Source organism: Rhodopirellula bahusiensis, from assembly GCF_002727185.1.
In the GTDB taxonomy this organism is placed as follows: Bacteria; Planctomycetota; Planctomycetia; order Pirellulales; family Pirellulaceae; genus Rhodopirellula; species Rhodopirellula bahusiensis.
The window spans coordinates 169420-194294 of sequence record NZ_NIZW01000004.1 but is presented as its reverse complement, the minus strand read 5'-3'; the positions used below and the strand labels follow the sequence as shown (position 1 = coordinate 194294).

Genomic DNA, 24875 nt, shown 5'->3' with positions numbered 1-24875 from the left:
AAAGCTAGAACGCTCACATTTCGCGAACGCGTCTCAGTCATACGACGCACCAAGTTCCCGTGAGAGGAAGGACGTCTTTGACGATTGGTCGGGTTTTGATGGCGGTGTATTCGCGACCGCTCAGCAATCGTCGGATTGTTGTCGGCGGTAGTCCTTGCGGTCGCTTTGGTATTTGGCCGGTTCAGGCAAGGACTCGGAATCTGGTTGCTTGGAATCGAATAAACGCTGAAGAAACGGACGACACCAACCGCATCCCGTCCCGGCCCCAAAACACTCCGACAGTTCGCTTGCACGCCGAGGTTTTTGCACGCGAATGAACTGCTCGACTTTTCGTCGAGGAACGTGGAAACACAGGCACAGGTCGTCGTCTGGTTTCATTTTGGAAAATGCGGTGCGTGGGGGCGGCAAACGTGATGGAAGACTGGGGGAGTCCGGTTATTCAGAAGCATCCTACCGGGCTTGGACCCGAGTTTCCCTCTGCAAATTTTTGGATCGGCGGCAACATCACGTTGCAGTACAATTAAAACCACCGCCAACAAAGAGGATGCCCAAATGTCTACCATTTCCGTGAGTTTGCCAGATGCCGTGATGATGGATGTCACGGAACGTGCCCAGAAAAATGGGTTCACCGATGTTGGCGAGTTTGTATCGCAGATGATTGCCAAAATCAGCGATCGCCAAAGACAAGTCGAAATACTCGCCATCGAGGGGGTCAATAGCGGCCCCAGTGAACCGTGGGATCCCGAAGAAATCGAAGCGATTCGCGATCGCCTGCGATCGAAGCACTGAAGCTGAATGGCAAATCAAAGGGTTCCGCATCGTCGGCGTCTCGCGATCGACGACATCGCCGGGCATTCACAGAACATCGCGGAGAATAATCTTGATGCCGCGATGCGTTTTCTCGATGCGGTTGAATCTACAGTTGAACTGCTCTCGCAGTTCCCAAATGCTGGCGGTAACGTGCCGACCAACCGTGATGACGCCAAGGGGCTGCGAGCGAAGTTGGTAAACGGGTTTGACAACTATGTCGTGTTGTACTTCGTCACTGAGAAGACGGTCGACATCGTACGAGTCATTCGAGGCGGTCAAGAACTCGATCAAATCGCACTCAATGCGTGCTAGTCGTTGGTTCAATCACCGCCATAGATTTCATGCACCTTCCAGTCTCGAAGGCACACTGTGTATCCCATGTAGCCGTGCTCTGGGATGGACGAGTACCAAACCTCAAGGTCGATCTCGTCGTTCGGTGAGAGGATATGTGCGCTCACACTACCGAAGTCGACGGTCTCATAGTCTTCAGGTGCTCCCATGTCCGCGAAGTAACTTCGTAGCTCTTCTCGGATATTTGATTCAATACTGGCGAACTGTTGAGGAAGTTGGCGAATCATCTCCAGCTGCTCGGATGTTGGCCCTTCGCAGGACGCGTCAATCAAAATCGTTCGCTCAATGATCGCTGAATGTGGAGCGTCTGGGCAAAGCTTAATTTCCCATCGGTCTGGGAACTGCCGTAGTTCGCCAAGACCTGCGACGGTCGAGATTTGAATCGGGGTGTTGATGCGGCGGAAGGATTCGTCGAGTGCGTGGTCCATCCAACGCATGGCGACATATCCCGCGACAAGGAAGGCGGGGATTGTCGCCCAAAGGGAGTGCAGGATTGGTAAGCCTGCAAATTCGTGCAAGCAAAACGATGCGATGCCGCCAAACGCGATCAGGCAATACCAAATCGTAGCGATCTCTTTGCTTGGAAGATCGATTCTCATGCAGAATGTCCGTCCTCACCGAGGACGGCTGATTTGACTTGAGAATGTCCCATTTGTCGCCGAACCTCTTGGCTGTCGCTAGTGAAAACGGAGGCGGTTTGGTTGGACAATGTCTGCGTGCCGCTGTCGCGCAGTGGCGATCAAGTTCAAACTACAATTGCCTTGCTCAGAACTTCCAGCGGTATTCCATTCGGGTTCCGTAGACGTTTGGCAGATCGCTTCGCCAGCCGTGCATGACGTCGAAGCGGAGCAACGTCCGGTTGGAAACTGGGAATTGATAGCGGGTGCCGAGACCGAATTGGTCACCTTGCACGAACGGATTGGAGTCACCGTGTTCGGTGAGATACGACGCTTCCAAAAGCAGTTGGCGGTCCAATTGATTGCCAATCAAGTCGATGCCAATCGATCCGCCAACGGTGTCGAACCCGGTCGGATCCAGTGTCGCAAATCCGTTCAGACCGTCGGTGTCGAAGTTGATGCCGGTGTTGCGAAGGATACCGCCGCTTCCGCCGGCTCGTGCGACTGATTGAGGCCTGCCCCAACCGTAGAAGAAGTTGGCGTAGGGAACCACGGTGAGTGGCGACGCGGTGATCAAGCTGTTTTCCCACAGGAACAATCCGCCGTCGGCGGTCACGTCCGCGTCGGGAAGGTTCTGGCCGGTGTTAATGATCAAACGAATCGAGTTGCTGATGCGATCGAAGTAACGTTTGGTGAAGCTGACCGTCATGTTGTGATAGCTTCGCCGAGTGTCATCACGGTCACGCAGATACGCGTATCCCGCCTCGATGTAACCGTCGTAGGCTTCGATGAAACAGGCGGTGCCAAAGGCTTGTGCAGCGTGTTTGTCAGTTCCAAATGCGTTGCTGTTGATTTGGTCAATCGCCGCAAAAAATGTCCAGTCAAAGTTTGCCCAGTTGAGCGTTCTGCTGTGCCGAGCCGGGATCGCAAACGCGGCACCGGTCACAGCGTCTTCCATCCAGATTCCGTTTTGGAACAGCAGCGGAATCAATCCGATCGTCACCGGCATTTCGGCTGGCGACGATTTGCCGTGAAAGCCGCCCCACATCGCACCGAGATCACCTTCGAAGAAGGCGGTTACGAAGTTCGGGTCAAAGACACCTTGGTAGTCAAACTTGCCGTCCTGAAAATCAACTCGGTTGAATTGACCATTGCGATCAAGCGGCCCGATGAATCCGTGGAAGCGTTCCGAGTCAGTCAGACGGAGGTCGAGATCCAGATTGAGGCGATTGGCCCAGTTGTCGGTCCGTCCCGCCGCATTGCGTCCGGTGCTGACTCCCGACCGGAAATCGCCGTACAAGTAGAACTCCGGACGCGCCATGTTGGTGCTGCCGAACCAGTTCTTGCCTCGCGGTGTGATCCCATCGCCATAGAACGTCCGTCCCCACTCAATCCACGGGCTTTGAGTCGGCACGGCAGCTTTCGCGTCGTACACCCACTGCTCGCGAGATCCATCGTGCCAGTCCGATTGTTGTGGCAAGGGTGTGGGCGAGAAGTCGTTGGCGAAGTGCGACAGGTTCTCCAGCCCAGCTGATTTCGCAAAGTCAGCTGCGGATTCCTGTTGCAGAACCGACTGCCCCGAGATGCTTGGCGAGCCGAGCGATGCGGCTGAGTGACCGGCGAAGTTGAAGTTGGATTGGTGTTGGGGGAGATGGCTTGGTTCGGGTTGTGGTGGGGGAGTGCTGCGGTTGCGCTCGGCCCTCCCCTCGCTTTGCTCGACCCTCCCTGAGGGAGGGTGAAAGTTGGCAACGCCGGAGACTACCAAGTTCGAGGCCCGCACCTTTTCTCGTGGCTGAGCCGTCTGTGTTTCCGGTTCAACGATTGGCAAACGCTTCGGGCGAGGTCGTTGGGACTGCGCGAGCAGGTCCGCAGATGTCGCTGCCATGAACAAGCAGGCGACGCACAACGCGAGCGTGGTTTGAATTGAAAGGCGAGATGGTGGCATGATCAACGCACCATGAACGTGTGCGAGTCATGGCAGATGTCGATCATCCGCTCGTTCATGCGGCGAATCATGTCGGGCGTGCTGTTGATTTGGCGCATGAAGTACATTGGTTCGGTCCGGCTCCGCATCCGAACACTCAGTCGGTACGGACCGGGGACCCGGAACGCTTCTGCTGGAACGGTGTACTTGGCAATTCGATGATCCAACGGTGCGATGCTGTGAGCTTCCATGCGAATCAGCGGTGGGTGGTTGAGCACGCTGATCGGCAACGCTCCCGGACGCAGAAACACCAATTGGTCCAAGCTGAAGTTCAATGGCAACGCAGCTTCGCGGTCTGTGCCACGGATGTTGTTGATCAAGAACTTGGTTTGCAAGTTGAACAAGTTCTTGTCTCGCGGGATGCGACCCTTGGCGACTTCCACACTGTGCATGTCACAGAGGTCCGCGTTGGCGTCCAAGTACCCAGTTTCCCAAACGCGTTGGTTGTTGGGGTTGATCAAGACTGCGTTGAGCCAAAGCTGCGGTTGTGCACCGAGCGAGCCCGTGGGCAAATTATGTCCGGTGCTGATGTTGTCGACTCGGTAGCCCATCTTCAGCGGCATGCCAACTTGAGGTGTCGTGAAGAACATCGGATCGCTGATGTGAGCACCGGCTTCCAGCGTCATCGCTGAGTAGCCACGCTTTTCATCGAGCTTTGCAATGTTGGCATCAATGACTTTGCGTCCATCACGTCGATCGTCAGCGTTGTCCCACGGTTTTGGGAAATGCATCCCCTCGGGGACGTTGCGTTCAAAGGCTTCGGTGCCCCAGCCGGCCCGGTCGTCAAACGTCAGCCATTGACGAGGCGTGAAAGCTTTCGCTTTGGGATTGTGCGGGAAGATTCCCGGGTGAGCGATCGAGTATCCAGGACCCCAAAACGTATGGTTGGAGTGTTTCTTGGGTTCCCCATAAGGCTTGCCTGAAAGCTCCGCCACGTGGCATTCTTCGTAGCCCGCTGCTTTGCCGGGGACCGCACCCATGTGGCAGTCCTGGCATGAGATGCCACACTTCGCCGCGGGGCTGCTGCGGTACTGAGCGTGAACAACTTCCAGCGAAATACCGGGATGCACCGCGACTTGGTGACACGACGCGCAAATGTCCGATTTGGTGAGCGGTTCAAAGAAGTAGGACCCGTTGTGGATCGCTTGGCCCGCACCTTTTTGACCCGGGTGCGTTTTGAGTTTGTTCTTTTCCGCATTGGCCAAAGCCGCCGCCAGTCCCGTTCCGTTGCCTCCACGACCGACTGGAGCATGGATGTTGCCCGGCTCGATTCGACGATCACCGTTGCTGCTGCGTCCGTAGTGCTCATTGATCCGGTGACAGCTGACGCACGTCACGCCTTCGCGAGCGACGGGCGGCTGATCCAAAATGCTGACCGTTCGCGGGATTTCGAGCTGAGTTGCAACGGGCGAATGACATCGCATGCAGAAGGAACCCACGGTGCCTTCGGTCAATTCTGTCATCGCTTGTTCGAAACGTTGGAACATGGGCGAGACGGAGGCGTAGGCATGGCTGCTGACGCTCCATTCGTCGTAGTGCTTGGGATGGCACGCGCGGCATGACTCCGCCGACGGATAGCATTCTTCCGTCCAAAGCCCCTCGTGCGGATCCTTCTTCTCGGGCGTTTTGGCGGCCGGTGGTTTGATTGGTTCGCTGCTACCAAGACCCGCGAGCGGATCCGCTTCGGCGGAAGGATCAGCGAAGGCGGCTAGCGGATCGGTCTCGGCCCCAACCAAACGATCGGGGCGACGTGGAATGCTCGGTTGACGCGACGCGACGGAGGCGGCAGGTTGGCGTCCGTACAATCGATTGCCGACGCCCAACAATTGGCCGACTTCGAGCAACTCTTGGTCGCTGAGCGTTCGTTGTCCGCCGTACGGAACGCCATCATCGCCGGTTGCTAATGGCGTGGCAGCAAAACCACTCCATAGGCCCAGGCAAAGCGTAACAATCGCGAACGTTTCACGACGAGGAATGATGAGCATCATCGTGTGAACCTGAACAACCCAAAATCGCGTGGACAATCCGAACAACGCCGACAAACACTTTGGGTGAATCGACTGGTGGTGTTCGGATTGTCCAGAAGCATCCGCGGGATGCGATCAAATGCCTCAATCGGCAAAGCTTGCCAACTCTCAGCGTTCGCGATTGGGTATTCGCGGTTTCACGACGGTGTTTCAACAAAGAAACGCGGTCGGTGTTGAGCGAAACGTTCAGGTACCTTGCTCGTCAGCCATCATTCGGATGGCTTCCGGCAACGTTTCGCATTCCAGTTTGAACACGCGGGAGGACAGGTCGTCGGGCGTGTCGGTGGGAAGGATCGGACAGGCCTTCTGGTGGATGATTGGTCCGTTGTCGTAAAGATTGTCCACATAGTGAACCGTGCAGCCACTGATCTTCACGCCTCGTTCAATCGCCGCCGCATGCACATTGCGACCGTACATTCCCTTTCCGCCGAATGCTGGCAGCAGAGACGGATGGATGTTGATCACTCGATGTTCAAAGTCGCCCGGGATCAAAACGTGTTTCAGGAACCCCGCCATGATCACATGGGTCGAGCCGGCGTCTCGGCAGGGACCAAACATGGCTTCGCTGTAGGCTTTGTCGGAATCAAAATCCGTTTTGCGAATGACCCGAGTTTCGATGCCAGCGTCCTCGGCGATCTCGATTCCGCCCAATCCTTCTCGGCTGGCAATCACCAATCGGAAATCGATTGGCAAACCATGCTCGTCGCGATGGCGAATTAAATTGGCCAACGTCCGGCCGCCTCCGCTCAGGAAGACGGCTACTTTCAAGGTGCTTGGATCGCTCACGCTTCACTCACTTTGGCGACATACAGTTCGCCGCCCTCGATGGTGACTTGTTGAGCATTTTGCAGAGTGCCCATGGTCAATTCATCGGCCAATGTTTCGCCACAAATCATCTCGCGGTGTTCATCGATCGCAGATTGCAGTTCCGCATCCGACGTTTCGACGGCCACTCGGATTCGATCGGTGTATTGGCAATCGAGTTCTTTGCGTTGACTTTGGATTCCGCGAATCAAGTCCTTGGCCAATCCTTCGCGACGCAGTTCGGGAGTGACTTCGGTGTTGAGCACGACGACGCACCCCGAGCCTTGAGCGGCCGCCCATCCATCGCGAGCTTGCAAGCGAACTTCGATGTCTTCGCCGTCGAGCTTCAACGGACCGGAAGGAAGCTCCAGTTCGACGTAGCCAGCGGTTTGAAGCTGCGTCAGCAATTGATTTCCATCCGCTTCGCCCAACATTTTTTTGACGACGGGAATGTTCTTGCCAACTTTAGGACCAAGCCGTTTGAAGTTGGGCACGATGGTGTACTGAACGTAGTCGCCACCATCAGTCGTGTAGTCGACCGCTTTGACATTCAATTCTTCGCGAACCAAAGCGTCGTGACTTTGCAGCCAATCAATCGCGGAATCGTCGGTCAAGATGACTTCGACCTTGGACAGTGGCAGGCGAACTTTCAGCTTCGCATCCGCGCGAGCCGAACGCCCCATCGATGCGATCTCGCGAAGCAATCGCATGGAATCGGATAGCTTTTGATCGACTCGGGAGGCATCTGGTTTGGGGAAATCGCAGAGGTGAACGCTCTTCAGCGATTTGTCACCGAATGGTGCGGTCAATTCTTTCCACAAAGTGTCGGCCAGGAACGGAACGAAGGGAGCAATGACCTTGGTCAGTTCCAACATCACTTCGTACAGCGTCCAGTACGCATCGTGCTTGTCTGGTGAATCCGATTCAGGTGCCCAGAATCGATCACGACTGCGCCGGACGTACCAGTTGCTCAGGCCATCCAACAAGTTGGTGATCGCTTGGCACGCGTTGTAGTTGTCGAACGCGTCCATGCGGTCGATGACCGTCGCCAGCGTGCGATGCAATTCGGAGTGAATCCAACGATCGATCTCGCTTCGTTCACTGATTGGACGATAGGTCGGTGCCAAGGCCAGCGATTCTGGTGTCACTTGGTTATCCACACCCGTCGCGGTTGTCGGATCAAACCCATCGATCTCGGCGTAGATGGAGAAGAAGCTGTACGTGTTCCAAAGTCGCAGCAAGAACTCGGGGATCGAATCGCGGATCGCTTGATCGGCGTAGATGATCGAATTCCAAGGGGCTTGGTTGGCGAAGAAGTACCAACGCATCGCGTCAGCACCGTACTTGTCAAAAATCTCCGAGGGGCTTCGGTAGTTCCGAAGACTCTTGGACATCTTGCCGGTCTTTTTTGTGAACTTGCCATCGGCCTGATCTGCCTCGGCTTCTGACAGCAATACCGTTTTGGGTTGGCCTTCTTTGCCAGCGGATTCGTACCACTGCGACAGCATCAATCCCAGCACGATGCAGTTACGGAACGGATGCGGGTAGTCCGACTCACTGTCACGTGACGGAGCGGATTCGCTCGCCTGAGTTCCTGCTTCGCGAATGGAGGCGCCTTCGCCGAACAACATCGTGCTGATCGCCAATTGGCTGTAGAACCAACCGCGAGTTTGGTCAATCGCTTCGCTGATGAAGTCCGCGGGGAATTGTTCTTGGAACTGAGCGTCGTTTTGATGCGGCCATCCCCACTGAGCAAACGGCATCGCACCGCTGTCGTACCAGCAGTCGATGACCTCGCTGACTCGTTGCATCCGGGCACCGGATTCGAATGGAGAATCGTAGGTGACCGCATCGATGTACGGTTTGTGCACGCGAAGATCGTCGGGCAGTTCAGGGTTGGCTGATTTCGCGTCGTCCCAAACCTGCGTGCCGTCGACACCAGGTTTGGCCAGCAACTCCTCGTAGCTTTCGATGGCTTCCATCCGGCCGGTGGATTGGCAGACCCAGATCGGCAGCGGCGTGCCCCAGTAACGTTCGCGTGACAGCGCCCAGTCAACGTTGCTTTCCAGGAAGTTCCCAAATCGTCCGTCGCGGATGTGCTCGGGTTGCCATCCGATCTTGCTGTTGTTCTTCAACATCAAGTCACGGAACTTGGTCGTTCGGATGAACCAGCTTTCTCGCGGGTACTGGATCAAAGGATCGTCATCGGCTCGCCAGCAGAACGGGTAATCGTGCAGGTATTGTTCCAGGTGCAGCAGACGTCCGGACTCGCGAAGCGTTCGCGTTAGAGCCTTGTCGGCTTCCTTCACCCACACCCCTTTCATCGAAGCGAATTCGTCAGTGAACTTGCCGTCGGGACCGACCGCACAAAGCAGTTCGGGGCGTTGGCCGTCGACGAATCGAGTTCGCTCGGTGACCAAAACTTCGTGATCGATTTCACCAAACGCGGGTGCCAGGTGAACCAAGCCACTGCCCGAATCGGTGGTCACAAAGTCAGCGGCAACGACACGCCAGTAAAGCGATTCTTGTTCGCCGGTGACCAACTCGCCCGACGGATCGCTCAGCCGGGAATGGTAATCATCAAACGGAGGTTGGTAACGTTGGCCGACCAGTGACTCACCCGAGATGGTTTCGACGACGGTCAATTCACGTTTCAATTTGCCCGCGAGCGACTCGACCAAGGCGGCGGCCAGGACCAACTCTTGACCGGTTTCGGAATCTTTGACCACGGCGTAGTCCAGTTCGGGCTTCACCGCCGCGTACATGTTGCTGGGCAACGTCCACGGGGTCGTGGTCCAGACGACCAAGGATCGTTCGGGTTGATCAACCAGCGGGAACAGAACGTAGACGCTCGGATCAGCGACTTCGCGGTAGCCTTGGCCGACTTCGCCAGCGGAAAGTGCCGTGCCGCCTTGAGCCCACCACCACACGATTTTGTGGCCTTGGTAGAGCAGTCCGCGGGCAAACAAGTTTTTCAGTGACCACCAGACACTCTCAACATAGGATTGGTGATAGGTCACATAGGCTTCTTCCAGGTTGACCCAGAAACCCAGTCGTCGGGTCAGCGTTTGCCATTCCTGCATGTAACGCCAAACGCTGGATTGGCATTTTTGGATGAACGGTTCGACACCGTATGCTTCGATCTCTTCCTTGCTGTGGATGCCGAGTTCTTTGCCGACTTCGACTTCGACGGGCAATCCGTGCGTGTCCCAGCCCGCTTTGCGTTCGCAGCGGTAACCACGCATGGTTTTGTAGCGAGGGAAAACGTCTTTGATCGCACGCGTCAGGCAGTGGCCCGGGTGGGGCATCCCATTGGCCGTTGGCGGGCCTTCGTAGAAGACGAAGGTGGGAGCGTTGGCGCGGCGGGCGAGCGATTGCTCGTAGATCGAATGCTGGTCCCAAAACGCCAGCACTTGTTCTTCGAGAGTCGGAAAATGGGGGCTCGCGGCGGGGGCACGAAAAGCGGCGGTCGAATTCGCGGACACGGGATAACCGAACGAATGAGATGGGAATGTCAAAGCAACACATAGTTTTATGCGTTGAAGGACATTTCCCCCACCCCCGACCAAGGCAGGCTGCTTCCTAGGCGACAGCGGTCGCGTTGGAGCTCGCGGCGGCCCGTTTCGCGGCGACCATTTCCTGGTATTTCAGACGCAGGACGTTCAACCAATACATGAGGTACAAATTGGCGACGAAGGAAACCAGCAGCAATGCGTTGAATAGAGTCTGCGTGGCCACTTTTTCGCGGTCCGGCCGACTGCCGTTGTCCATCGGTGGCCCGGTGGTCGCATCCAGGTTATCGGCGGAACTGGAGCCCTGATTTCGGGGCGGTGCGCCCGCGTTGGACCCTCCAGTCGGAGGTGCTCCCGTGGGCGCGTTGTTGCTGGCCAAATAGGTCGGACCTGTGTTTGGGTAGCTCGTGTTCGTGTAGGGGTATCCGGTGGCCGGATTGATGGCCGGATTTGTCGCCGCGTAGGGCGGGTTGGTGTTGTAGTTCGGGACCTGCAGGTATGGCGCTGCGGGTTGGTTCGGATTGGGATACCCGCTGGTGGGCTGAGCGGCGTAGGTATTCGGCATCGTAGGCGGCGATTGTTGCGAATTCGGGTTCGGGTACGCCTGACCGTTCGGTGCCTGGGGATTCGCCGGTGCGCCCGAGGCAGTGTTTCGGTTGTCGGGATAGGCGGGTTGGGTAGGACTGTTGCCTTGTTGGCTGGCGTACGTCGAATCTGGATAGCCCCGAGTTGGCTGGTTCGTTGCCGATGTACGTCCAGGAAACGGATTGCTGTCGGGGGCCTGCGGGGTGCTTGCTACGCCCGTGTTCGCGCCGGAGCGATTGTCAGCGTAGCTCGAATCGTTCAGAGGTCGACCGTTCTGATCGATCCGTTCTCCGTAGACGTTCAAGCGATATCCCGCACGATCGATGGGGACACCAGCGTCGTCGAAGTCGTAGCCATTGTCAGGAAGCCGAGCCGCTTGGGCTGCGGTCAAGCCAGGAGCATATTCATTTCGATTGATTGTGTTGTCACGGCCAGTGGCCGGGTTGGAGTACGGGGTGTCGCGTCGTGAGGATGAATTGGCGACGGTGTCCGCGTTTGTTTGACCGTACGAGCTCTGGCCGTTGAGTCCGCTGGGCATTTGATTGAAATTGCCGGTGCTAAAACCCGTGTTTGGGTTGTTGCGGTTCGCCGGGTCGGTTCCTGGTCGAGGCGACGCACCCGTTGTGGACGTCATTGAATCCGCGGTGGAATTGTTGACGGGGGCGGTCGATGGACGCTGTGCGGGACGGTTCCCAAGCGCGTACCAATCGTCGTCATCGTTCGGCCAAGGACGAGCGTTGGTTCCGGTGGATGCAGCTGGATCGGTCGATGGACCACCAGCCCGAGCACTGCGATCCATGGCGCCAGAATTCGCGGGGCCTGTGAATGGTGGCGGAGCGACTGTCATCGACGGATCACGCGTTGCCATGTTTGGATTGGTTGAAGCGGTGTTGGGAGTTCCCAAACCCAAGGTCCGTCGTGTTGCTTCGCCGAACGCTTCGGCTCCGGCGCGGAGGCTGTCGTTGAGCGATCCCGTGTTGGGTGCCGCGGTGCTAGGAGCAGGACCCGCGGGGCCTGTGGCCAATGAGGGCGGCATATTGAAACCGCTGGTGGATGGTCCGCCGGTTGGAGCGGGGGCTTCAAATCCGCCAGGCATGCTCATGCCACCGGATTGAGGCTTCATCAACCGAGTGATGCTCGGCGAGTTGACGTTTCCAGGAATGACCCCAGGTTGCGTCGAATTGGATGACATCGGAATCGGGATCGGACGACGGTCGTCCGCCGCGATTGGCAAGCCGCGAAGCGCATCTTCATCCGAGACCACTTGGGAGACGCCAGATGGATGAGATGCGTTTGTCATCCAACGCGCAGGCACTTCACGTGGAACGGGGCCGTTTCCTACGCGAATCACGATTTCGCTGACTCGCCCTCGCACTTCCGGCGAGATCGTGCTGGTGATTTCACCGACACGTTCGAGTTGTTCGAGCTGGTCAGGCGGGACTTGGATGATGTATTTCACCCCATCAGCACCGTCCGGAGTCCATCCGAAGGTGATGCCCATCGTCGCGACCAACAATAACGTCACAGCGCCACCCATGGCACAATCCTTTGCTGTGTTCAGTTGTGGGCTTGGAAGCACATTCCGAGTGATTCACATCGCAGCCCATCGGGTTTCACGCCAAATCGTACCGGCGATGGCTGATTGAGGTAAAGCCCGATGTGGGGTGAAAACACAAGACTGTTTGGTAGCGGGACTTGCGGAAATAGCACTCCAGTCTGAAACCGGTTGCAGAGCATCCTTCGATACAAAGGCGGGGTTCATTGCCATTGGAGGGGTGATTGCTAGGGAAGGGAAGCGACCTCTGGACGGGTGTTTCGTGAGATAAACTCGCGAAAAATGTGTTTTGGTACGTGATGTTTCTGTACCGAAGGTTGACATTATCCCTAAGATGGGAAGGCACTCGCTCTGCTCGTATTGAGTAAGTGCTGTTTCATTTTGTTTCTAGGAGATATTGTCATGAAGCGTTTTCGCGTTCAGCCGAAAGGTTTCACTTTGGTGGAGCTTTTGGTGGTCATTGCCATTATTGGCGTTTTGGTGGGGCTGCTGCTGCCAGCAGTGCAAGCAGCCCGAGAAGCAGCTCGTCGGATGAGTTGCAGCAATAATTTCAAGCAGCTGGGGTTGGCGATTCACAACTACCACTCTGCGTACAACCAGTTGCCAATGCATGGAGCGGGTACCGACGGTCCTGGCGGAACTCCGGCAATCTCTCGTGGAAACTCCGCGAATGCTTCGACCGATTGGTGGGGGAACTTCGCAACCAACAATGCCTGGCGCTTGTCGGCTTTGGTTGGGATGACTCCATTTGTCGAGCAACAAGGCCTGTGGGAGGAGATCAGCAATCCCAGCTTGGTCAACGCTCTCGATCCAACCACTCCTTTGGCGACACCATGGCCTCCAATGGGGCCGACCGTCGAATTCTTGGAGTATCGTCCTTGGATGACGAACCTTCCGACGCTGCGTTGCCCAAGTGACCCCGGACAAGGATTGCCTGGACAAGGTCGAACCAACTACGGATTGTGCCTCGGCGATTCAATGGAATGGTCGGTGCGAGGGCCGGTGAATCCTCCGGCACGAACCGGTGGTGGTGGTACTCCCAACTGGAAATACGCTCAACACAGCGGTTGGGCCCAACGTTCCCGTGCCGCTGACCGTGGCATGTTTGTGCCACACGCCAACGCGAAATTCCGAGATGTTTTGGACGGGCTGTCCAACACGGTTGCCATGGCCGAGTTGATCACTGATGTCGGAGATCGCGATACACGTGGAATCCAGTCCATCAACGGAAATCCGCCCAACGAAGTGCGGGCCAACCCAAATTTCTGCGTCGAGGACGGCCAAATCGATCCGGAACGCCCGCAGTTCTGGCTTGCAGGCACTCCGATCCAAGGTGTGAATGGCGGCCGTGGTTATAAGTGGGCCGACTTCCGGCCCAACTTCAGCGGCATCCACACGATTGCTCCGCCCAACGCAGCCATTTGTGGAGGCAACAATGCCGGGCAGACTGGGATGTTCCCGCCATCGAGCCGTCACCAAGGTGGGGCTCATATTTTGATGGGCGATGGAGCGGTCAAGTTCATCACGGACTCAATTGATGCAGGCAACCAAAACCACGAGATGGTTTGGCAAAGTGCAGCGATGGCAACCGCGAGGCCAGGTTCAAAAAGCCCGTACGGTGTATGGGGAGCCATGGGAACCAAAGGTGGTCGAGAGATCATCGACGAAGAGTTTTGATGCTCGCGAATTCGTTTAGAAAATAGTAAAAGCCGGCTTTGCTTATGTGAGCAAAGCCGGCTTTTTAATTTGTTACAAGCGAACTTAGATCGAGTCGGAATCGGTCGAAATTCAAAGTTCCTTCATTATGGCTTGGTGTCGAGCGAGTCATCCATTGCAGCTTGTTCTTTGGCTTGCTCAGCCTGATAGGCTTCGATTGCGGATTGGTCGGCGTCTTCCAAAGCGGTTGTTGGTTGAGACGGGCAGCCGACTGCCGTGCCTAGCGTCAGGCAACACAAAACGGCGAAGACTCGATGAAGGTTCGAGACGTTCATGGGGGGACTCCAAGGAAGAACTGGAAAAACAATAGGCGTCATCAATTTAGACGCGGCGCTTCATATTGTAGCCGTTCGGTGGGCGCGACGTGGCGGGCTGAGTGACAGCCCGAGTTGGCGGGGATTGTCAGCGCACAAAAAATGCCGAGTCACTTGCGTGACTCGGCATTGAAGTTGAGAGTGATATTGATTGCAGCGATTGGAGTCGCTCGCAATCAAATCGGCTCAGAAGCCTGGGCCGGAAACGTCGATCAGACGCCGGATGGGACGGCTGCCGACTTCACTGTCTTGATGATCTGAGCGGCGACCTTGTACGGGTCGGCGTTCGATGCTGGGCGACGATCTTCCAACCAACCCTTCCAGCCGTGTTCAACGGTGAAGATTGGAATCCGGATCGATGCACCGCGGTCCGAGATGCCGTAGCTGAATTCATCGATCGACTGGGTTTCGTGAAGGCCAGTCAGACGCTGGTTGTTGTCAGCACCATAGACATCGATGTGCTCTTTGACGCGAGGCTCGAATGCTTGGCAAATCGCTTCGTAAACTTCCTTGCTGCCGCAGGTTCGCAGCGTGGTGTTCGAGAAGTTGGCGTGCATTCCGCTGCCATTCCAGTCACCTTTGACGGGTTTGCAATGGTAGTCGACCTTCAGGCCATACTTTTCGCCAGTTCGTTCGAGCAGGTATCGAGAAACCCAGATCTGGTCGCCAGCTTCTTTGGCACCCTTGGCGAAGATTTGATATTCCCACTGACCCATCATCACTTCGGCGTTGATGCCTTCGACGTTCAGGCCAGCTTCCAAGCACAGTTCGAGGTGCTCTTCGACCATGTCGCGAGCGATTGCATTGGAAGCTCCAACGCTGCAGTAGTATGGGCCCTGAGGACCTGGGTAGCCGTTGATGGGGAAGCCGACTGGTTTGCCGGTTTCGACGTCTTCGAGCACGTACTCTTGCTCGAATCCGAACCAGAAGTCGTTGTCATCGTCGTCGATCATGTCGCGACCGTTCGATTCGTGTGCCGTCTTGTCCGCGTTGAGGACTTCGCACATCACGATGTAGCCGGTGCCCAGGCGAGCTGGATCGGGGCAGACGTAGACAGGTTTCAACAAGCAGTCGCTGCTGCCGCCTTCCGCCTGTTCGGTGGAGGAGCCGTCGAAGGACCAAATGTCCAAGTCTTCCAGCTTGCCGCTGAAATCATCGACGATCTTGGTCTTTCCACGCAAACTCTGGGTAGGCTTGTAGCCGTCGAGCCAGATGTATTCCAACTTGCACTTGGTCATGGACGCGAGTCTCCTAAAGACTTTTTTGCGCTCGTGGCAGTCTTGCCAGAGCAGAGAACGAAACTGTCAGACAAACGGTTCTACCCAACCGCAGCAATTGAAAAGGAACCAACGTGGTTCATTTCGATGCAGCCAACGCCCCCCAAAATACCCGAATTGAATCGGAATACCAATGCTCAGGAGTGGAAGATTCCGGGGCGGTATTAAAACCGGTGGCATTTCGGTTTAATGTTCTCTCTGTTAGGAAACAGCAGAGTGTGCCAGCTCGGTAAACGTTGCGGCCTCTTGGCGGGACCACGGCGGCGATCACAGTCGTCAAATGCTCGTCAGGGAAGATTTTTCACCATCGCGTGGGCGAAACGGAATCATGTCCAATACACCAAACGATCCATTTGATCCGAACCGGGCGTATCAAAATCCATTGACTCCAGAAGTCGTGGGCGGACCCGGTGGTCCTGGTGCGCAGTCCCCCGTGAAGAAAAAGTGGCCGATGGTCCTGGCGATCGTCTTGGGGCTCGGCTTCGTCTCGATGGTGATTTGCTGTGGCGTCCTTTGGTACGCGATGTCGCAAGTCGGCGGTTTGGGAGTTGTTTTTGAACCGGTGAAAGAAGAATTGAATCGAATGCCCGCGGTCACGGAAGAGATCGGCGAGATTGAGTCGATGTCCATGAACTTCGGTGAAACAGTCAACGAAGCGGAAGAAAACCCTGACTTCATCGTGTTTGACCTGGAGGGCACCAGCGGTTCCGCCAAAGCCGCCGTGAAAGTCGGCTCGGATGGTGGAATCGAAGAAGCGATCTTGATCCTTCCCGACGGGACTCGCAAAGAACTCGATTCGTCGAATCCGTCCGCAACGATTCCCGACGACCTAGGTGCTTTGAACCAGCCAATCGACGAAATGACGATTGAAGACGAGACTGAGCGAGAGCTTCGTGAATTGGAATCCTCGCTCGATTTGTAAGTCACACCGCATACGCAATTGCCGCTGCCAGCGTTGACTCAACCGACCAATCCAACGAACCGTTTTTACTTCTTAGACGAAAGTGACCGATGAAAGTTGCCACGTTTGATACCGATCGCGGAACGATTCGCATCGAATTGTTTGACGACAAAACCCCCAAGACTGTCGAAAACTTCGAAACGCTCTGCGAGAAAAAGTACTACGACGGATTGGTTTTCCACCGTGTGATCCCCAACTTCATGGTCCAAGGCGGTTGCCCCGAAGGAAGCGGACGCGGCGGCCCCGGCTACCAGTTCGAAGATGAATTTCATCCCGAACTCAAGCACGATGGTCCCGGCGTTTTGTCGATGGCCAACGCGGGACCCAACACCAATGGGTCGCAGTTCTTCATCACTCACGAAGCCCAGCCTCACCTGGACAACCGCCACAGCGTGTTTGGCAAAGTCATCGAAGGCCAAGACATCGTCGATGCGATTGAGCAAGGCGACACGATGAAGACCGTTCGCGTCACCGAAGAGTGAGCTCGATCGATTGTCGGCGTTTAAACCGTCGGCGATGATCTCCCGAACAATCTAACCCTGGTGTTTTCACTGGGGTTTTTTAGTGCCATTTCGAATCGCCCGCAGGACGGCTGAAGGCTTCGCGTCTAACTCGCACGAACATTCCCGTTGCTTCGTCACCGAAGGTCGATCGCTTCAGTCAGCCCCTGCACCAGCATCCATTCGCCGTTGGTTGTCACTTCCGCAAACGTTTGTCGCTGGCCATCTGGCCAAGTGATTTGAACGTCGACTTTGTCACCGGAATCAGGGCAACTCAGCATCCACGACGGTTCTTCGTTGCAGAGATAGCTGCCGCCAGCGGTGACCCAATGAGTCTTTTTCCAGTCGCCGGCGACCACTGTGATCTTAGAGCCAATTGCATCGCGAGATGATTGCGTTCCGGTCACGTGGATCTTTAGCTTGGGCGATTCAGACTCGGTGTGATTGACCAGCAAGGCGACCGGTTCGGTTTGGTGCGTCACCACGAGGTCAGGTCGGAAATCGCGGTTGGCATCGATCGTCCACAGGCTCCGTCCAACGTGCGGTTGCGAGAGGTATTCGCCGGACGAGTCCGCTTTAGCAAATCGACCATCGGATCCACGTTGGAAAATCTGCATTGGTTGGGCGTATTGGCTGCGGCGAGCCGGTTCCTGAGATGGTTCCTCGGACAGGTCGTCGCGTTGAAAGATATCGACGTGCCCGTTGGACACGACCAACTCGTTTTTCCCGTCACCATCGAGATCCGCCGTGGTGGTTCCAAACCCGACTAGCGGTAGCGTGTCCACGCCCAAGTCCACCGCCATCGTTGAGTCACGCCAGCTGCCCGGGCCGGTTTGCAAGTGAAGCGTGTTGTACTCTTGGTCAAAATTGGTGACGTAGAAATCGAGTTTGCCATCGTCGTTGAAGTCGTCAGTTGCGATGCCCATCGATCCTTGCGCGACTGAGCGAGCGTCGACTGCCAACCCTCGCGGCAAAGCGGACTCCGTCCAGTTCACGGCCGCGTTGTCTTCATCGGTTGACTGACTCTGAGCACGCGACCAGTAAAAATTGCTGGTCATGTCGTTGGCGACGAACACTTGGTTGCTCGGGCGATTTTCAAAGCCGCCGATGACCACCCCAAGTCCGCGACCCGCATCGGTGGTCGTGGCATTCCACTGCTCCGTAACGTCTTCAATCAGTCCTCGAGAATCAGTTTTGAAGAACTGGTCATGGTCGCCGCTGAATCGCATCGGCGAGCAAGACCGAGCGGGTTCGTCCGTCCCATCGCCACAAACATACGTGACGGGATCCAAGCCCTCGCAGTAGTTCAGGACAACCAAGTCAGACAGACCATCGGAATCCAGGTCCGCGAATGCGGCGCCGGTTGACCAACGTGATTCCTCGGGGTTGGCGAGCCACTGATGGGTTGCATCAACGTATGTCCCGTCGCCCTGGTTGATCAAGAGTGTGTTGGGGCCGTAGTTCGTGCAAAGCAGATCGGGCCAGCCATCTTCGTTGAGATCACCCACCGCGAATCCTTGTGCGAACCCGCGATCATTGACGCCGGCCGATTCTGGGGCGGTCGTGAATATGCCGTCTTGGTTTCGAAGCAACACGTTGGGTGGCGAGTCCTTCTGTGGAGGCGTTCCTCCCGCCGTGACGAGTGCCAAGTCACTCCATCCGTCGCGATCGAAATCCAGCGTCGCTCCACCGCAACCGAGCGTTTGATGCAAGCTGATTCCGGGTCGGTTCAGGTCGTCGCCCGTTGAAGCCAAGAACGAAATGCCACGCTGTTGGGCTTCGTTGACCAGTTCAATCGGGCGAAGTGTCGTTTTCGGATTGGATGCCATTTCGACATCTGAATCATTGGGTCGCGAAGGAGTCGGGCCTGGATTGCTTTCGCTCGATTGCTCGCGGAGGAACTGTTCAACGGAAGGCTGAAACGCCTGACTTGAAAGATCTAGTTGCAGCTCCGGAAAGTCGTTGACTTGTTGCCATGGAGTGTCGCGGCGGAGTTCGGTGACCAACTCTTTGCGCATCTGTTGTAGGTCGACGGAATCATCCTCCGGAAGTTGCATGGCGACCGAGATCCAGGCTTCGGCTTCCCAGGGACGACCCATTTCTCGAACGACACCCACCATGTCAGCGATCACGGATCGAGAAATTCGTCCAGACCGGTCGAAGCGTCGCCGAAGTTGATTGAAACGGTTGAGCTGCTTGGCCCGATTGCCGATGGCCTCAATCACATCCGATGCGACTCCAATCGAAGGATTGCTTTGGAGAACTCGCTGCAAGTCCAGCCAAGAACGCGATATGTCTGGGTCAAGTTGAGCTGCTCGCAAGTACGCCCGGGCTGCTGAGCCGGAGTGGCCGGTCGATTCCGACCACATTCCGATCGCGGTCCAGAAATGTCGGCGTTGGATGACTTCCGCAGGCAACGTTGGCAGTGAGGATTTGAGCTCTTGCCAATCCGCTTGTTCAGCGAGCAACAGCAATCGCATCGCGGCCGCGGTTGCATAATCGGGGTGGCGCTTGATGATTCGATCCAAGCTGTCTCTTGCTTCGTCGAACAAGTTTTGATCGAGAGCCGAACGAGCTGCACCAATCAGCGGCCGGAGGTCATCCGGATTGCGTTCCACCATCTCGTCCAGCGGTTTGGCATCCATCGACCGGATTTCGGTATCGGTCATCGTCATCAGAAGTTCGAGGTCAAACTGTCGCTCCAGAATCAGCTGACGCCCGTGTTCCAAACCATCGCCGCGTTCTTCGGTTCCCATTTGCAGATCGAACAGCACCCGCCGAGTCTCGTGGCGATCCGGATGAGATTCCACGACCTGTTCCAAGAACGCCATCGCATCGTGCGTCCGACCAGCTGAGATCATGGCGATCAACGTTTCGTCGACTCGCTTTGCTGAAGCATAGTTCTCAACCTGGCTGGCTTGTTCGAGGTAGTCCGCGGCCAGATTGGCGCGTCCGGTTTGGTGGGCAACTCTCGCGACGTAGGTGATCGCGTCCGCATCATCACCGTGCTTTTCCAACACGGCTTCGCGAAGCTGCCACGCGTCGTCCCATTTTCCGTTTCGCCCCAGCACTCGCATGCGACCCAGGGGGCGTTTGGCAGTCGTTTCATCGTTTGGATTGCTGGGCGGCGTGGAACTGGGGCACCCGACGCAAAGGCTCAGCAAAGCCCAAGCAGCAACGAATCGACCGACGCCAAAGGAGCGGCGACGGACGGAATTCTTCATGGAAAAACAAGCAGCGTTCATGGCCGCCATTGTATCTCAGCAATTGCTTTGCCATTGGCGACAGGACTAAACTGCCAAGGAGATTTCGACGATATCTGGCAAACTCGTTCTTGGGATGAATTTTTGTTTCGCGGCACGCACACGACAATCGCTCGGTGGCTCTGCATCGGGATGGCAATCGGAGTGCTTTCGGCGGAGAGTGGTTGCACGCCTTCATCGGACAAGTCATCCGCGAATGACGCCAAAGACTCGGATGATTCCATCGTCGATCCTTCTGAGTCAGATGCACTGGCAACTCCCGATTCGCGAACGCTCGATGATCGATTGGTCGAGCGAGTTCGCCCGCAGGTTGAAGTGTTTTGTTCGAGTTGCCATGTGATGCCGAAACCCGAGGGGGCACCTCAAGGTGAGTGGCCGCAGATCGTCGACCAAATGTACATGACGTACAAAGATTCCAAACGCACAGATGTCGTTGTTCCTGATCGCACGGAGACGTTGAAGTTCTTTCAGCTGCAGGCTCCGAAATCAAAAGGGTTGCCGTTTGCCGAGCAAGAGTTTGGACCGAGCAAGGTGGAATGGCAGCAGCTCGCGGTGGATTTGCAAACGTCGCGGCCACCCGGGATCAGCCACCTTCAATGGATCGCGTCTGGTTTAGGTGCTTCGCCGGCGTTGGTGGCCTGCGACGTGAATACGGGAGCCGTCTTTGCCACGTGGCCCGATCGTTTATCGACTTCCCCGAAGCGTTTGGCGACTCTGTTTCAGCCGGTCCACGTCGAGTCTTGTGACATTGATGCCGATGGAGTGTTGGATTTGATCGTTGCTGATGTGGGCGAGTTCAATGCGGCGGACAGCGACCTCGGTCAAGTCATTGCGCTACGCCAAGCAGCACCCGCCGACGCTGATCAAGTCGGCGAGATGCAGAAGATTGTTTTGGCAGAAGGCCTGGGCCGAGTCGCCGAAGTTCAGCCCGGCGATTTCGATTCCGACGGAGACCTCGACTTTGTCGTCGCGGTGTTCGGATGGAGAAAAACAGGCGGGCTATATTTGTTGCGTCGCGATGGCGAGGTCGATCTCGCACTTGGCAGCGAGGCATTCACGATGGAAACGATCGACGAACGATCCGGCCCAGTCAACGTTCCGACGGTCGATCTGAATGGGGACGGGCATTTGGATTTTGTCGCGTTGGTCAGCCAAGAGCATGAGTCCATCGAAGCGTTCTTCAACGACGGGACCGGGCGATTTCGAAATGTCGTGATGTACGCGGCTCCCGATCCGTCCTATGGATCGACTGGCATCGAGTTGGTTGATTTGGATGGCGATGACGATGTCGATGTGTTGTTCAGCAACGGCGACTCGTTCGATCGAGGTGCGAAGCGTCATCATATGGTTCAGTGGCTGGAGAATCCGTTCCAGGGTCAAAGCCAATGGGAAGAGACTCCATCAGCCAAATCGGGCCAACCGCCACGGGCTGAGTTCCGACATCATCGGCTGGCCAGCATGCCGGGCGTGTTGCGGGCGCAGGCGGGTGATTTCGATGGTGATGGTGATCTCGATGTGGTCGCCGGAGCACTGCTTGCCTCGCCGACGATCAAACGTTGGCAGGGTAGCGGTTCGCCGTCACTGCTGCTTCTGCGGCAAGGTGAAGCGGGAGTCTTCGAAGGAGAAATCCTCGAGACAGATTTCCAGTATCACCTGACGTTGGAAGTCGCCGACATGGATGCCGATGGAATCGACGAATTCGCGGTCGGCAACTTCTTACGTGACGGTGAGTCCAGCGACCCGCACGTTGAATGGTGGAAAGAATTGAAGACGGAGAACTGAGGTTCTCCGTTGAAACTCGCTGGCACGCTTTGGGCGTTCTAACTTCTTGGCGGAATGGCGCGAGCCATCCGGTTCCTCACCGGGTGGCTCGCGCCACTCCGCTAACATGAAAGCTATCTCAACCCCGAACGGGGTTCGGGCCTGCGGTGAGTTTTGCCTTGGCTTCCTGCAAGAACTGCCACGCCTGGATCGGCGACATGGAATCGATGTCGACGGATTCGATCTCTTGGATCAACGGGTGATCGGCGTAGCCAAACAGGGTCAGTTGGTACGTGTCGCCGGATCCTTTGCCGCCGCTTGGTGGAGCGATCGTTGGCCGGTCCAAGCTGTCGCGGTGATCCGCTTCGAGTTGAGCCAGCACATCCTTGGCACGTTCATTGACTTCCACAGGAATGCCCGCCAGTCGAGCGACTTGGATGCCGTAGCTCTTGTCAGCACTTCCCGCGACGATGCGATGCAAGAACACCACTTCATCCTGCCATTCCTTCACCGCAACGCTCAGGTTCGCAACACGCGGAAGCGTTTCTTGAAGAGCCGCAAGCTCGTGATAGTGCGTGGCGAAAAGTGTTCGGGCGCCGATTTGTTCGTGCAAGTGTTCCGTGATCGCCCATGCTAACGACAGGCCATCGTAGGTGCTGGTCCCGCGACCGATTTCATCGAGGATGACCAGGCTGCGCGATGTTGCCGTGTTCAAGATGCGAGCCGTCTCGACCATCTCCACCATGAACGTGCTTTGGCCGCGACTGAGTTCATCGCTGGCTCCGACTCGAGCAAAAATTCGATCGGCGATCCCAATCTCGGCGGAGGTCGCCGGTACAAAACTGCCGGTTTGAGCCAGCAGCGTGATCAGTGCGACTTGGCGAATGTAGGTGCTCTTGCCGGCCATGTTGGGACCGGTGATCAGCAGGATCATTCCCGTTTCGGGACTTTGAATGCAATCGTTGGGAACAAACTCGCCCTGTGCCATCGTGACATCTAGCACCGGGTGCCGGCCGCCTTCGATGCGAAGCACGCTGTCGTCGGTCAGGCTCGGACGCACCCAGTGATGCTGGGCAGCGACTTCGGCCAGCGAAGCGATCACGTCAGTCATCGCGATCGCGTTAGCAACTTCTTGCAAGATCGCCAGATGCTTGTGCGTGTTTTCGCGAAGCAGAGTGAACAGCATTTGCTCACGACTGGACGCTTTGTCGTCCGCGGCCAGAACCTTCTCTTCGTATTCCTTCAGTTCCGGCGTGATGTACCGTTCGCAATTCTTCAGCGTCTGTTTGCGGATGAAGTCCGCGGGGATTTTGTCTTTCTGAGCGTTGCTGACTTCCAGGAAATACCCAAAGACACGGTTGTAACCGACCTTCAAATTCGCGATGCCGGTCTCATCCATTTGCCGCTGTTGATATTCAGCGATCCACTGTTTTCCACCTCGAGCCAATTCGCGAAGTGTGTCGAGTTCGGAATCAAAGCCTTCGCGAATGAAGTTGCCATCGGCTGCGGATAACGGGCATTCGTCGTTGAGTGCGGCTTCGAGTTGTTCGCGAAGTTCGGGGCACAGATGCAGTTCCGATTCCAAACAAGTCAGGCAGGCACTGTCGCGTTCGGCCAAGCGAGCCTTCAGCGCCGGAAGTCCACTCAGCGTGACCGCGATTTGACGAAGGTCGCGAGGTCCGGTGCGTCCCGTTGCGACTCGGGCGAGCAACCGGGTTAGGTCGTAGGTGTCGCCAAGAACCGCTCGGATATCGCTGCGCAAGTTGTTGTTGCGAACAAACTCGTCGACCGCGTCCGTTCGATAGGTGATGGCATCCGCATCAATCAGCGGAGCGGCCAAGTGATCGGCCAACAACCGCGAACCCATCGGCGTGACGGTGCGATCGATGACCCCAAGCAAGGCGCCGTCGCGGGAACCCGTCCGCATGGTTCGAGTGATTTCGAGACTGCGACGCGTCGCGGCGTCGATCTGCAAAACCGGGCTGCGGTTGTGGCACGTCAGCGATCGAAAGTGGTCCAGCGAGCCACGCTGGGTTTCTTTCAGGTAGCAGAGGACGGCTCCGGCGGCGCGAATCGCGACGTCGCCGTTGTCTTCAAAACCGAGGCCTTCGAGGTTGGCGACGGAGAGCTGTTTGCAAAGTGATTTTTCAGCGTCGGCGGCCGCGTAGCTCCACGCCGGCCGAGCGGTCCAGGACCATGTTGCGGTGGAGTCCGGATGAACGGAGGCGTCGTCTTCGCAGTGGAGTACTTCGGCGGGACCGATTCGCGCCAGTTCATCGTCCAGGCGGGCTCGTGGGAAAACGCCGGCTTCGAATCGGCCGCTGGATAGTTCCGCCCAAGCGATCCCGACGACGTCGCCACCACTTGGATCGTTGTTCTTCGCCGCTTCCTTCTGCGCTTTTTCGCGAGCCTTCTGGCTGGGGGCGAAGACGGCGGCCAAGTAGTTCGGTTCTTTCGGATCGAGCAAACCCTCGTCGGTCAGCGTTCCAGCGCTGACGACGCGCGTGATTTCACGCCGTACCAAGCCTTTCGCGGCTTTCGGGTCTTCGACTTGCTCGCAGACCGCGGCTCGAAAGCCGGCACGAATCAGCTTTTGCAGGTACTGATCCAACTGGTGATGGGGGAACCCCGCCATCGCAGTCGGATTCTCGCTGTCTTTATCGCGGCTGGTCAGGGTAAGACCCAAGATCCCCGCAGCGACCTTGGCGTCGTCCAAAAACAGCTCGTAGAAATCGCCCATGCGAAAGAAGAGCAATGCGTCGCCGCACGCCTCTTTCGCCTCGTGGTACTGTCGCATCATGGGAGTCATGGTGCGAATCGTACCGGCAGGCCGTCGAC

At 56.7% G+C, this 24875-nt stretch carries 17 protein-coding genes; 6 read left to right on the top strand and 11 right to left on the bottom strand.

The window, feature by feature from the left end:
* Positions 1 to 120 precede the first annotated feature (120 nt).
* Positions 121 to 378, bottom strand: coding sequence for a (2Fe-2S)-binding protein (locus CEE69_RS07450; protein WP_099260083.1), 258 nt, complete (start codon positions 376 to 378; stop codon positions 121 to 123).
* Between the two features lie 174 nt (positions 379 to 552).
* On the opposite strand from CEE69_RS07450, the gene CEE69_RS07445 reads away from it, so the two are divergent.
* Together CEE69_RS07445 and CEE69_RS07440 are read left to right on the top strand one after the other, a co-directional pair.
* Positions 553 to 789 carry a ribbon-helix-helix domain-containing protein gene (locus tag CEE69_RS07445; protein WP_099260082.1) on the top strand — a complete coding sequence of 79 codons (237 nt, stop codon included), beginning with the start codon at positions 553 to 555 and terminating at the stop codon, positions 787 to 789.
* A 6-nt stretch (positions 790 to 795) separates the two neighbouring features.
* Positions 796 to 1122, top strand: a complete 327-nt coding sequence (locus CEE69_RS07440) for a type II toxin-antitoxin system RelE/ParE family toxin (protein WP_099260081.1) — start codon at positions 796 to 798, stop codon at positions 1120 to 1122.
* Between the two features lie 8 nt (positions 1123 to 1130).
* On the opposite strand, the gene CEE69_RS07435 is transcribed toward CEE69_RS07440, so the two are convergent.
* The 6 genes from CEE69_RS07435 to CEE69_RS07410 all read right to left on the bottom strand — a co-directional run bounded on the left by CEE69_RS07435 (position 1131) and on the right by CEE69_RS07410 (position 12227).
* On the bottom strand, positions 1131 to 1760 hold the full coding sequence (locus CEE69_RS07435) for a hypothetical protein (protein WP_099260080.1): 630 nt from the start codon (positions 1758 to 1760) through the stop codon (positions 1131 to 1133).
* Between the two features lie 166 nt (positions 1761 to 1926).
* Positions 1927 to 3723, bottom strand: a complete 1797-nt coding sequence (locus CEE69_RS07430; protein ID WP_099260079.1) for a hypothetical protein — start codon at positions 3721 to 3723, stop codon at positions 1927 to 1929.
* Positions 3724 to 3725: 2 nt separating this feature from the next.
* Positions 3726 to 5750: a multiheme c-type cytochrome gene (locus CEE69_RS07425; protein ID WP_099260078.1), complete on the bottom strand. Its 2025-nt coding sequence runs from the start codon at positions 5748 to 5750 to the stop codon at positions 3726 to 3728.
* 225 nt (positions 5751 to 5975) lie between these two features.
* On the bottom strand, positions 5976 to 6575 hold the full coding sequence (gene purN, locus CEE69_RS07420; RefSeq protein ID WP_099260077.1) for a phosphoribosylglycinamide formyltransferase: 600 nt from the start codon (positions 6573 to 6575) through the stop codon (positions 5976 to 5978).
* Positions 6572 to 10078, bottom strand: a complete 3507-nt coding sequence (gene ileS / locus CEE69_RS07415; RefSeq protein WP_099260076.1) for an isoleucine--tRNA ligase — start codon at positions 10076 to 10078, stop codon at positions 6572 to 6574. Before ileS ends, purN begins: the two co-directional genes overlap by 4 nt.
* A 97-nt stretch (positions 10079 to 10175) precedes the next feature.
* Positions 10176 to 12227 carry a mu-protocadherin gene (locus tag CEE69_RS07410; RefSeq protein WP_199169815.1) on the bottom strand — a complete coding sequence of 684 codons (2052 nt, stop codon included), beginning with the start codon at positions 12225 to 12227 and terminating at the stop codon, positions 10176 to 10178.
* Positions 12228 to 12647: 420 nt separating this feature from the next.
* Between CEE69_RS07410 and CEE69_RS07400 the strand changes: the two genes are divergently transcribed.
* Positions 12648 to 13922, top strand: coding sequence for a DUF1559 domain-containing protein (locus tag CEE69_RS07400; RefSeq protein ID WP_099260074.1), 1275 nt, complete (start codon positions 12648 to 12650; stop codon positions 13920 to 13922).
* A 125-nt stretch (positions 13923 to 14047) separates the two neighbouring features.
* Here CEE69_RS07400 and CEE69_RS07395 read toward each other — a convergent pair whose 3' ends face one another.
* Both CEE69_RS07395 and CEE69_RS07390 read right to left on the bottom strand, forming a co-directional pair.
* Positions 14048 to 14236: a hypothetical protein gene (locus CEE69_RS07395; protein ID WP_099260073.1), complete on the bottom strand. Its 189-nt coding sequence runs from the start codon at positions 14234 to 14236 to the stop codon at positions 14048 to 14050.
* Between the two features lie 251 nt (positions 14237 to 14487).
* Positions 14488 to 15513 carry a glutamine synthetase beta-grasp domain-containing protein gene (locus CEE69_RS07390; RefSeq protein WP_099260072.1) on the bottom strand — a complete coding sequence of 342 codons (1026 nt, stop codon included), beginning with the start codon at positions 15511 to 15513 and terminating at the stop codon, positions 14488 to 14490.
* A 367-nt stretch (positions 15514 to 15880) separates the two neighbouring features.
* On the opposite strand from CEE69_RS07390, the gene CEE69_RS07385 reads away from it, so the two are divergent.
* Together CEE69_RS07385 and CEE69_RS07380 are read left to right on the top strand one after the other, a co-directional pair.
* Positions 15881 to 16474, top strand: a complete 594-nt coding sequence (locus tag CEE69_RS07385) for a hypothetical protein (protein ID WP_099260171.1) — start codon at positions 15881 to 15883, stop codon at positions 16472 to 16474.
* Between the two features lie 89 nt (positions 16475 to 16563).
* Positions 16564 to 16995: a peptidylprolyl isomerase gene (locus tag CEE69_RS07380; protein WP_099260071.1), complete on the top strand. Its 432-nt coding sequence runs from the start codon at positions 16564 to 16566 to the stop codon at positions 16993 to 16995.
* A gap of 155 nt (positions 16996 to 17150) precedes the next feature.
* Here CEE69_RS07380 and CEE69_RS07375 read toward each other — a convergent pair whose 3' ends face one another.
* Positions 17151 to 20090, bottom strand: coding sequence for a CRTAC1 family protein (locus CEE69_RS07375; protein ID WP_099260070.1), 2940 nt, complete (start codon positions 20088 to 20090; stop codon positions 17151 to 17153).
* A 318-nt stretch (positions 20091 to 20408) separates the two neighbouring features.
* On the opposite strand from CEE69_RS07375, the gene CEE69_RS07370 reads away from it, so the two are divergent.
* Positions 20409 to 22058: an FG-GAP repeat domain-containing protein gene (locus CEE69_RS07370; protein WP_099260170.1), complete on the top strand. Its 1650-nt coding sequence runs from the start codon at positions 20409 to 20411 to the stop codon at positions 22056 to 22058.
* A gap of 118 nt (positions 22059 to 22176) precedes the next feature.
* Here the strand turns inward: CEE69_RS07370 and mutS are convergent, their stop codons facing one another.
* Entirely contained in the window at positions 22177 to 24846 is a 2670-nt protein-coding gene (gene mutS, locus CEE69_RS07365; RefSeq protein WP_099260069.1) for a DNA mismatch repair protein MutS, read from the bottom strand.
* Between the last annotated feature and the right edge of the window lie 29 nt (positions 24847 to 24875).

What these genes read in the sequence shown, in the direction of transcription:
- CEE69_RS07450 (WP_099260083.1), bottom strand. Translation starts at nt 378, where the DNA reads ATGAAACCAGACGACGACCTGTGCCTGTGTTTCCACGTTCCTCGACGA.
- CEE69_RS07445 (WP_099260082.1), top strand. Translation starts at nt 553, where the DNA reads ATGTCTACCATTTCCGTGAGTTTGCCAGATGCCGTGATGATGGATGTC.
- CEE69_RS07440 (WP_099260081.1), top strand. Translation starts at nt 796, where the DNA reads ATGGCAAATCAAAGGGTTCCGCATCGTCGGCGTCTCGCGATCGACGAC.
- CEE69_RS07435 (WP_099260080.1), bottom strand. Translation starts at nt 1,760, where the DNA reads ATGAGAATCGATCTTCCAAGCAAAGAGATCGCTACGATTTGGTATTGC.
- CEE69_RS07430 (WP_099260079.1), bottom strand. Translation starts at nt 3,723, where the DNA reads ATGCCACCATCTCGCCTTTCAATTCAAACCACGCTCGCGTTGTGCGTC.
- CEE69_RS07425 (WP_099260078.1), bottom strand. Translation starts at nt 5,750, where the DNA reads ATGATGCTCATCATTCCTCGTCGTGAAACGTTCGCGATTGTTACGCTT.
- CEE69_RS07410 (WP_199169815.1), bottom strand. Translation starts at nt 12,227, where the DNA reads ATGGGTGGCGCTGTGACGTTATTGTTGGTCGCGACGATGGGCATCACC.
- CEE69_RS07400 (WP_099260074.1), top strand. Translation starts at nt 12,648, where the DNA reads ATGAAGCGTTTTCGCGTTCAGCCGAAAGGTTTCACTTTGGTGGAGCTT.
- CEE69_RS07395 (WP_099260073.1), bottom strand. Translation starts at nt 14,236, where the DNA reads ATGAACGTCTCGAACCTTCATCGAGTCTTCGCCGTTTTGTGTTGCCTG.
- CEE69_RS07390 (WP_099260072.1), bottom strand. Translation starts at nt 15,513, where the DNA reads ATGACCAAGTGCAAGTTGGAATACATCTGGCTCGACGGCTACAAGCCT.
- CEE69_RS07385 (WP_099260171.1), top strand. Translation starts at nt 15,881, where the DNA reads ATGTCCAATACACCAAACGATCCATTTGATCCGAACCGGGCGTATCAA.
- CEE69_RS07380 (WP_099260071.1), top strand. Translation starts at nt 16,564, where the DNA reads ATGAAAGTTGCCACGTTTGATACCGATCGCGGAACGATTCGCATCGAA.
- CEE69_RS07375 (WP_099260070.1), bottom strand. Translation starts at nt 20,090, where the DNA reads ATGCGAGTGCTGGGGCGAAACGGAAAATGGGACGACGCGTGGCAGCTT.
- CEE69_RS07370 (WP_099260170.1), top strand. Translation starts at nt 20,409, where the DNA reads ATGGCAATCGGAGTGCTTTCGGCGGAGAGTGGTTGCACGCCTTCATCG.
- mutS (WP_099260069.1), bottom strand. Translation starts at nt 24,846, where the DNA reads ATGACTCCCATGATGCGACAGTACCACGAGGCGAAAGAGGCGTGCGGC.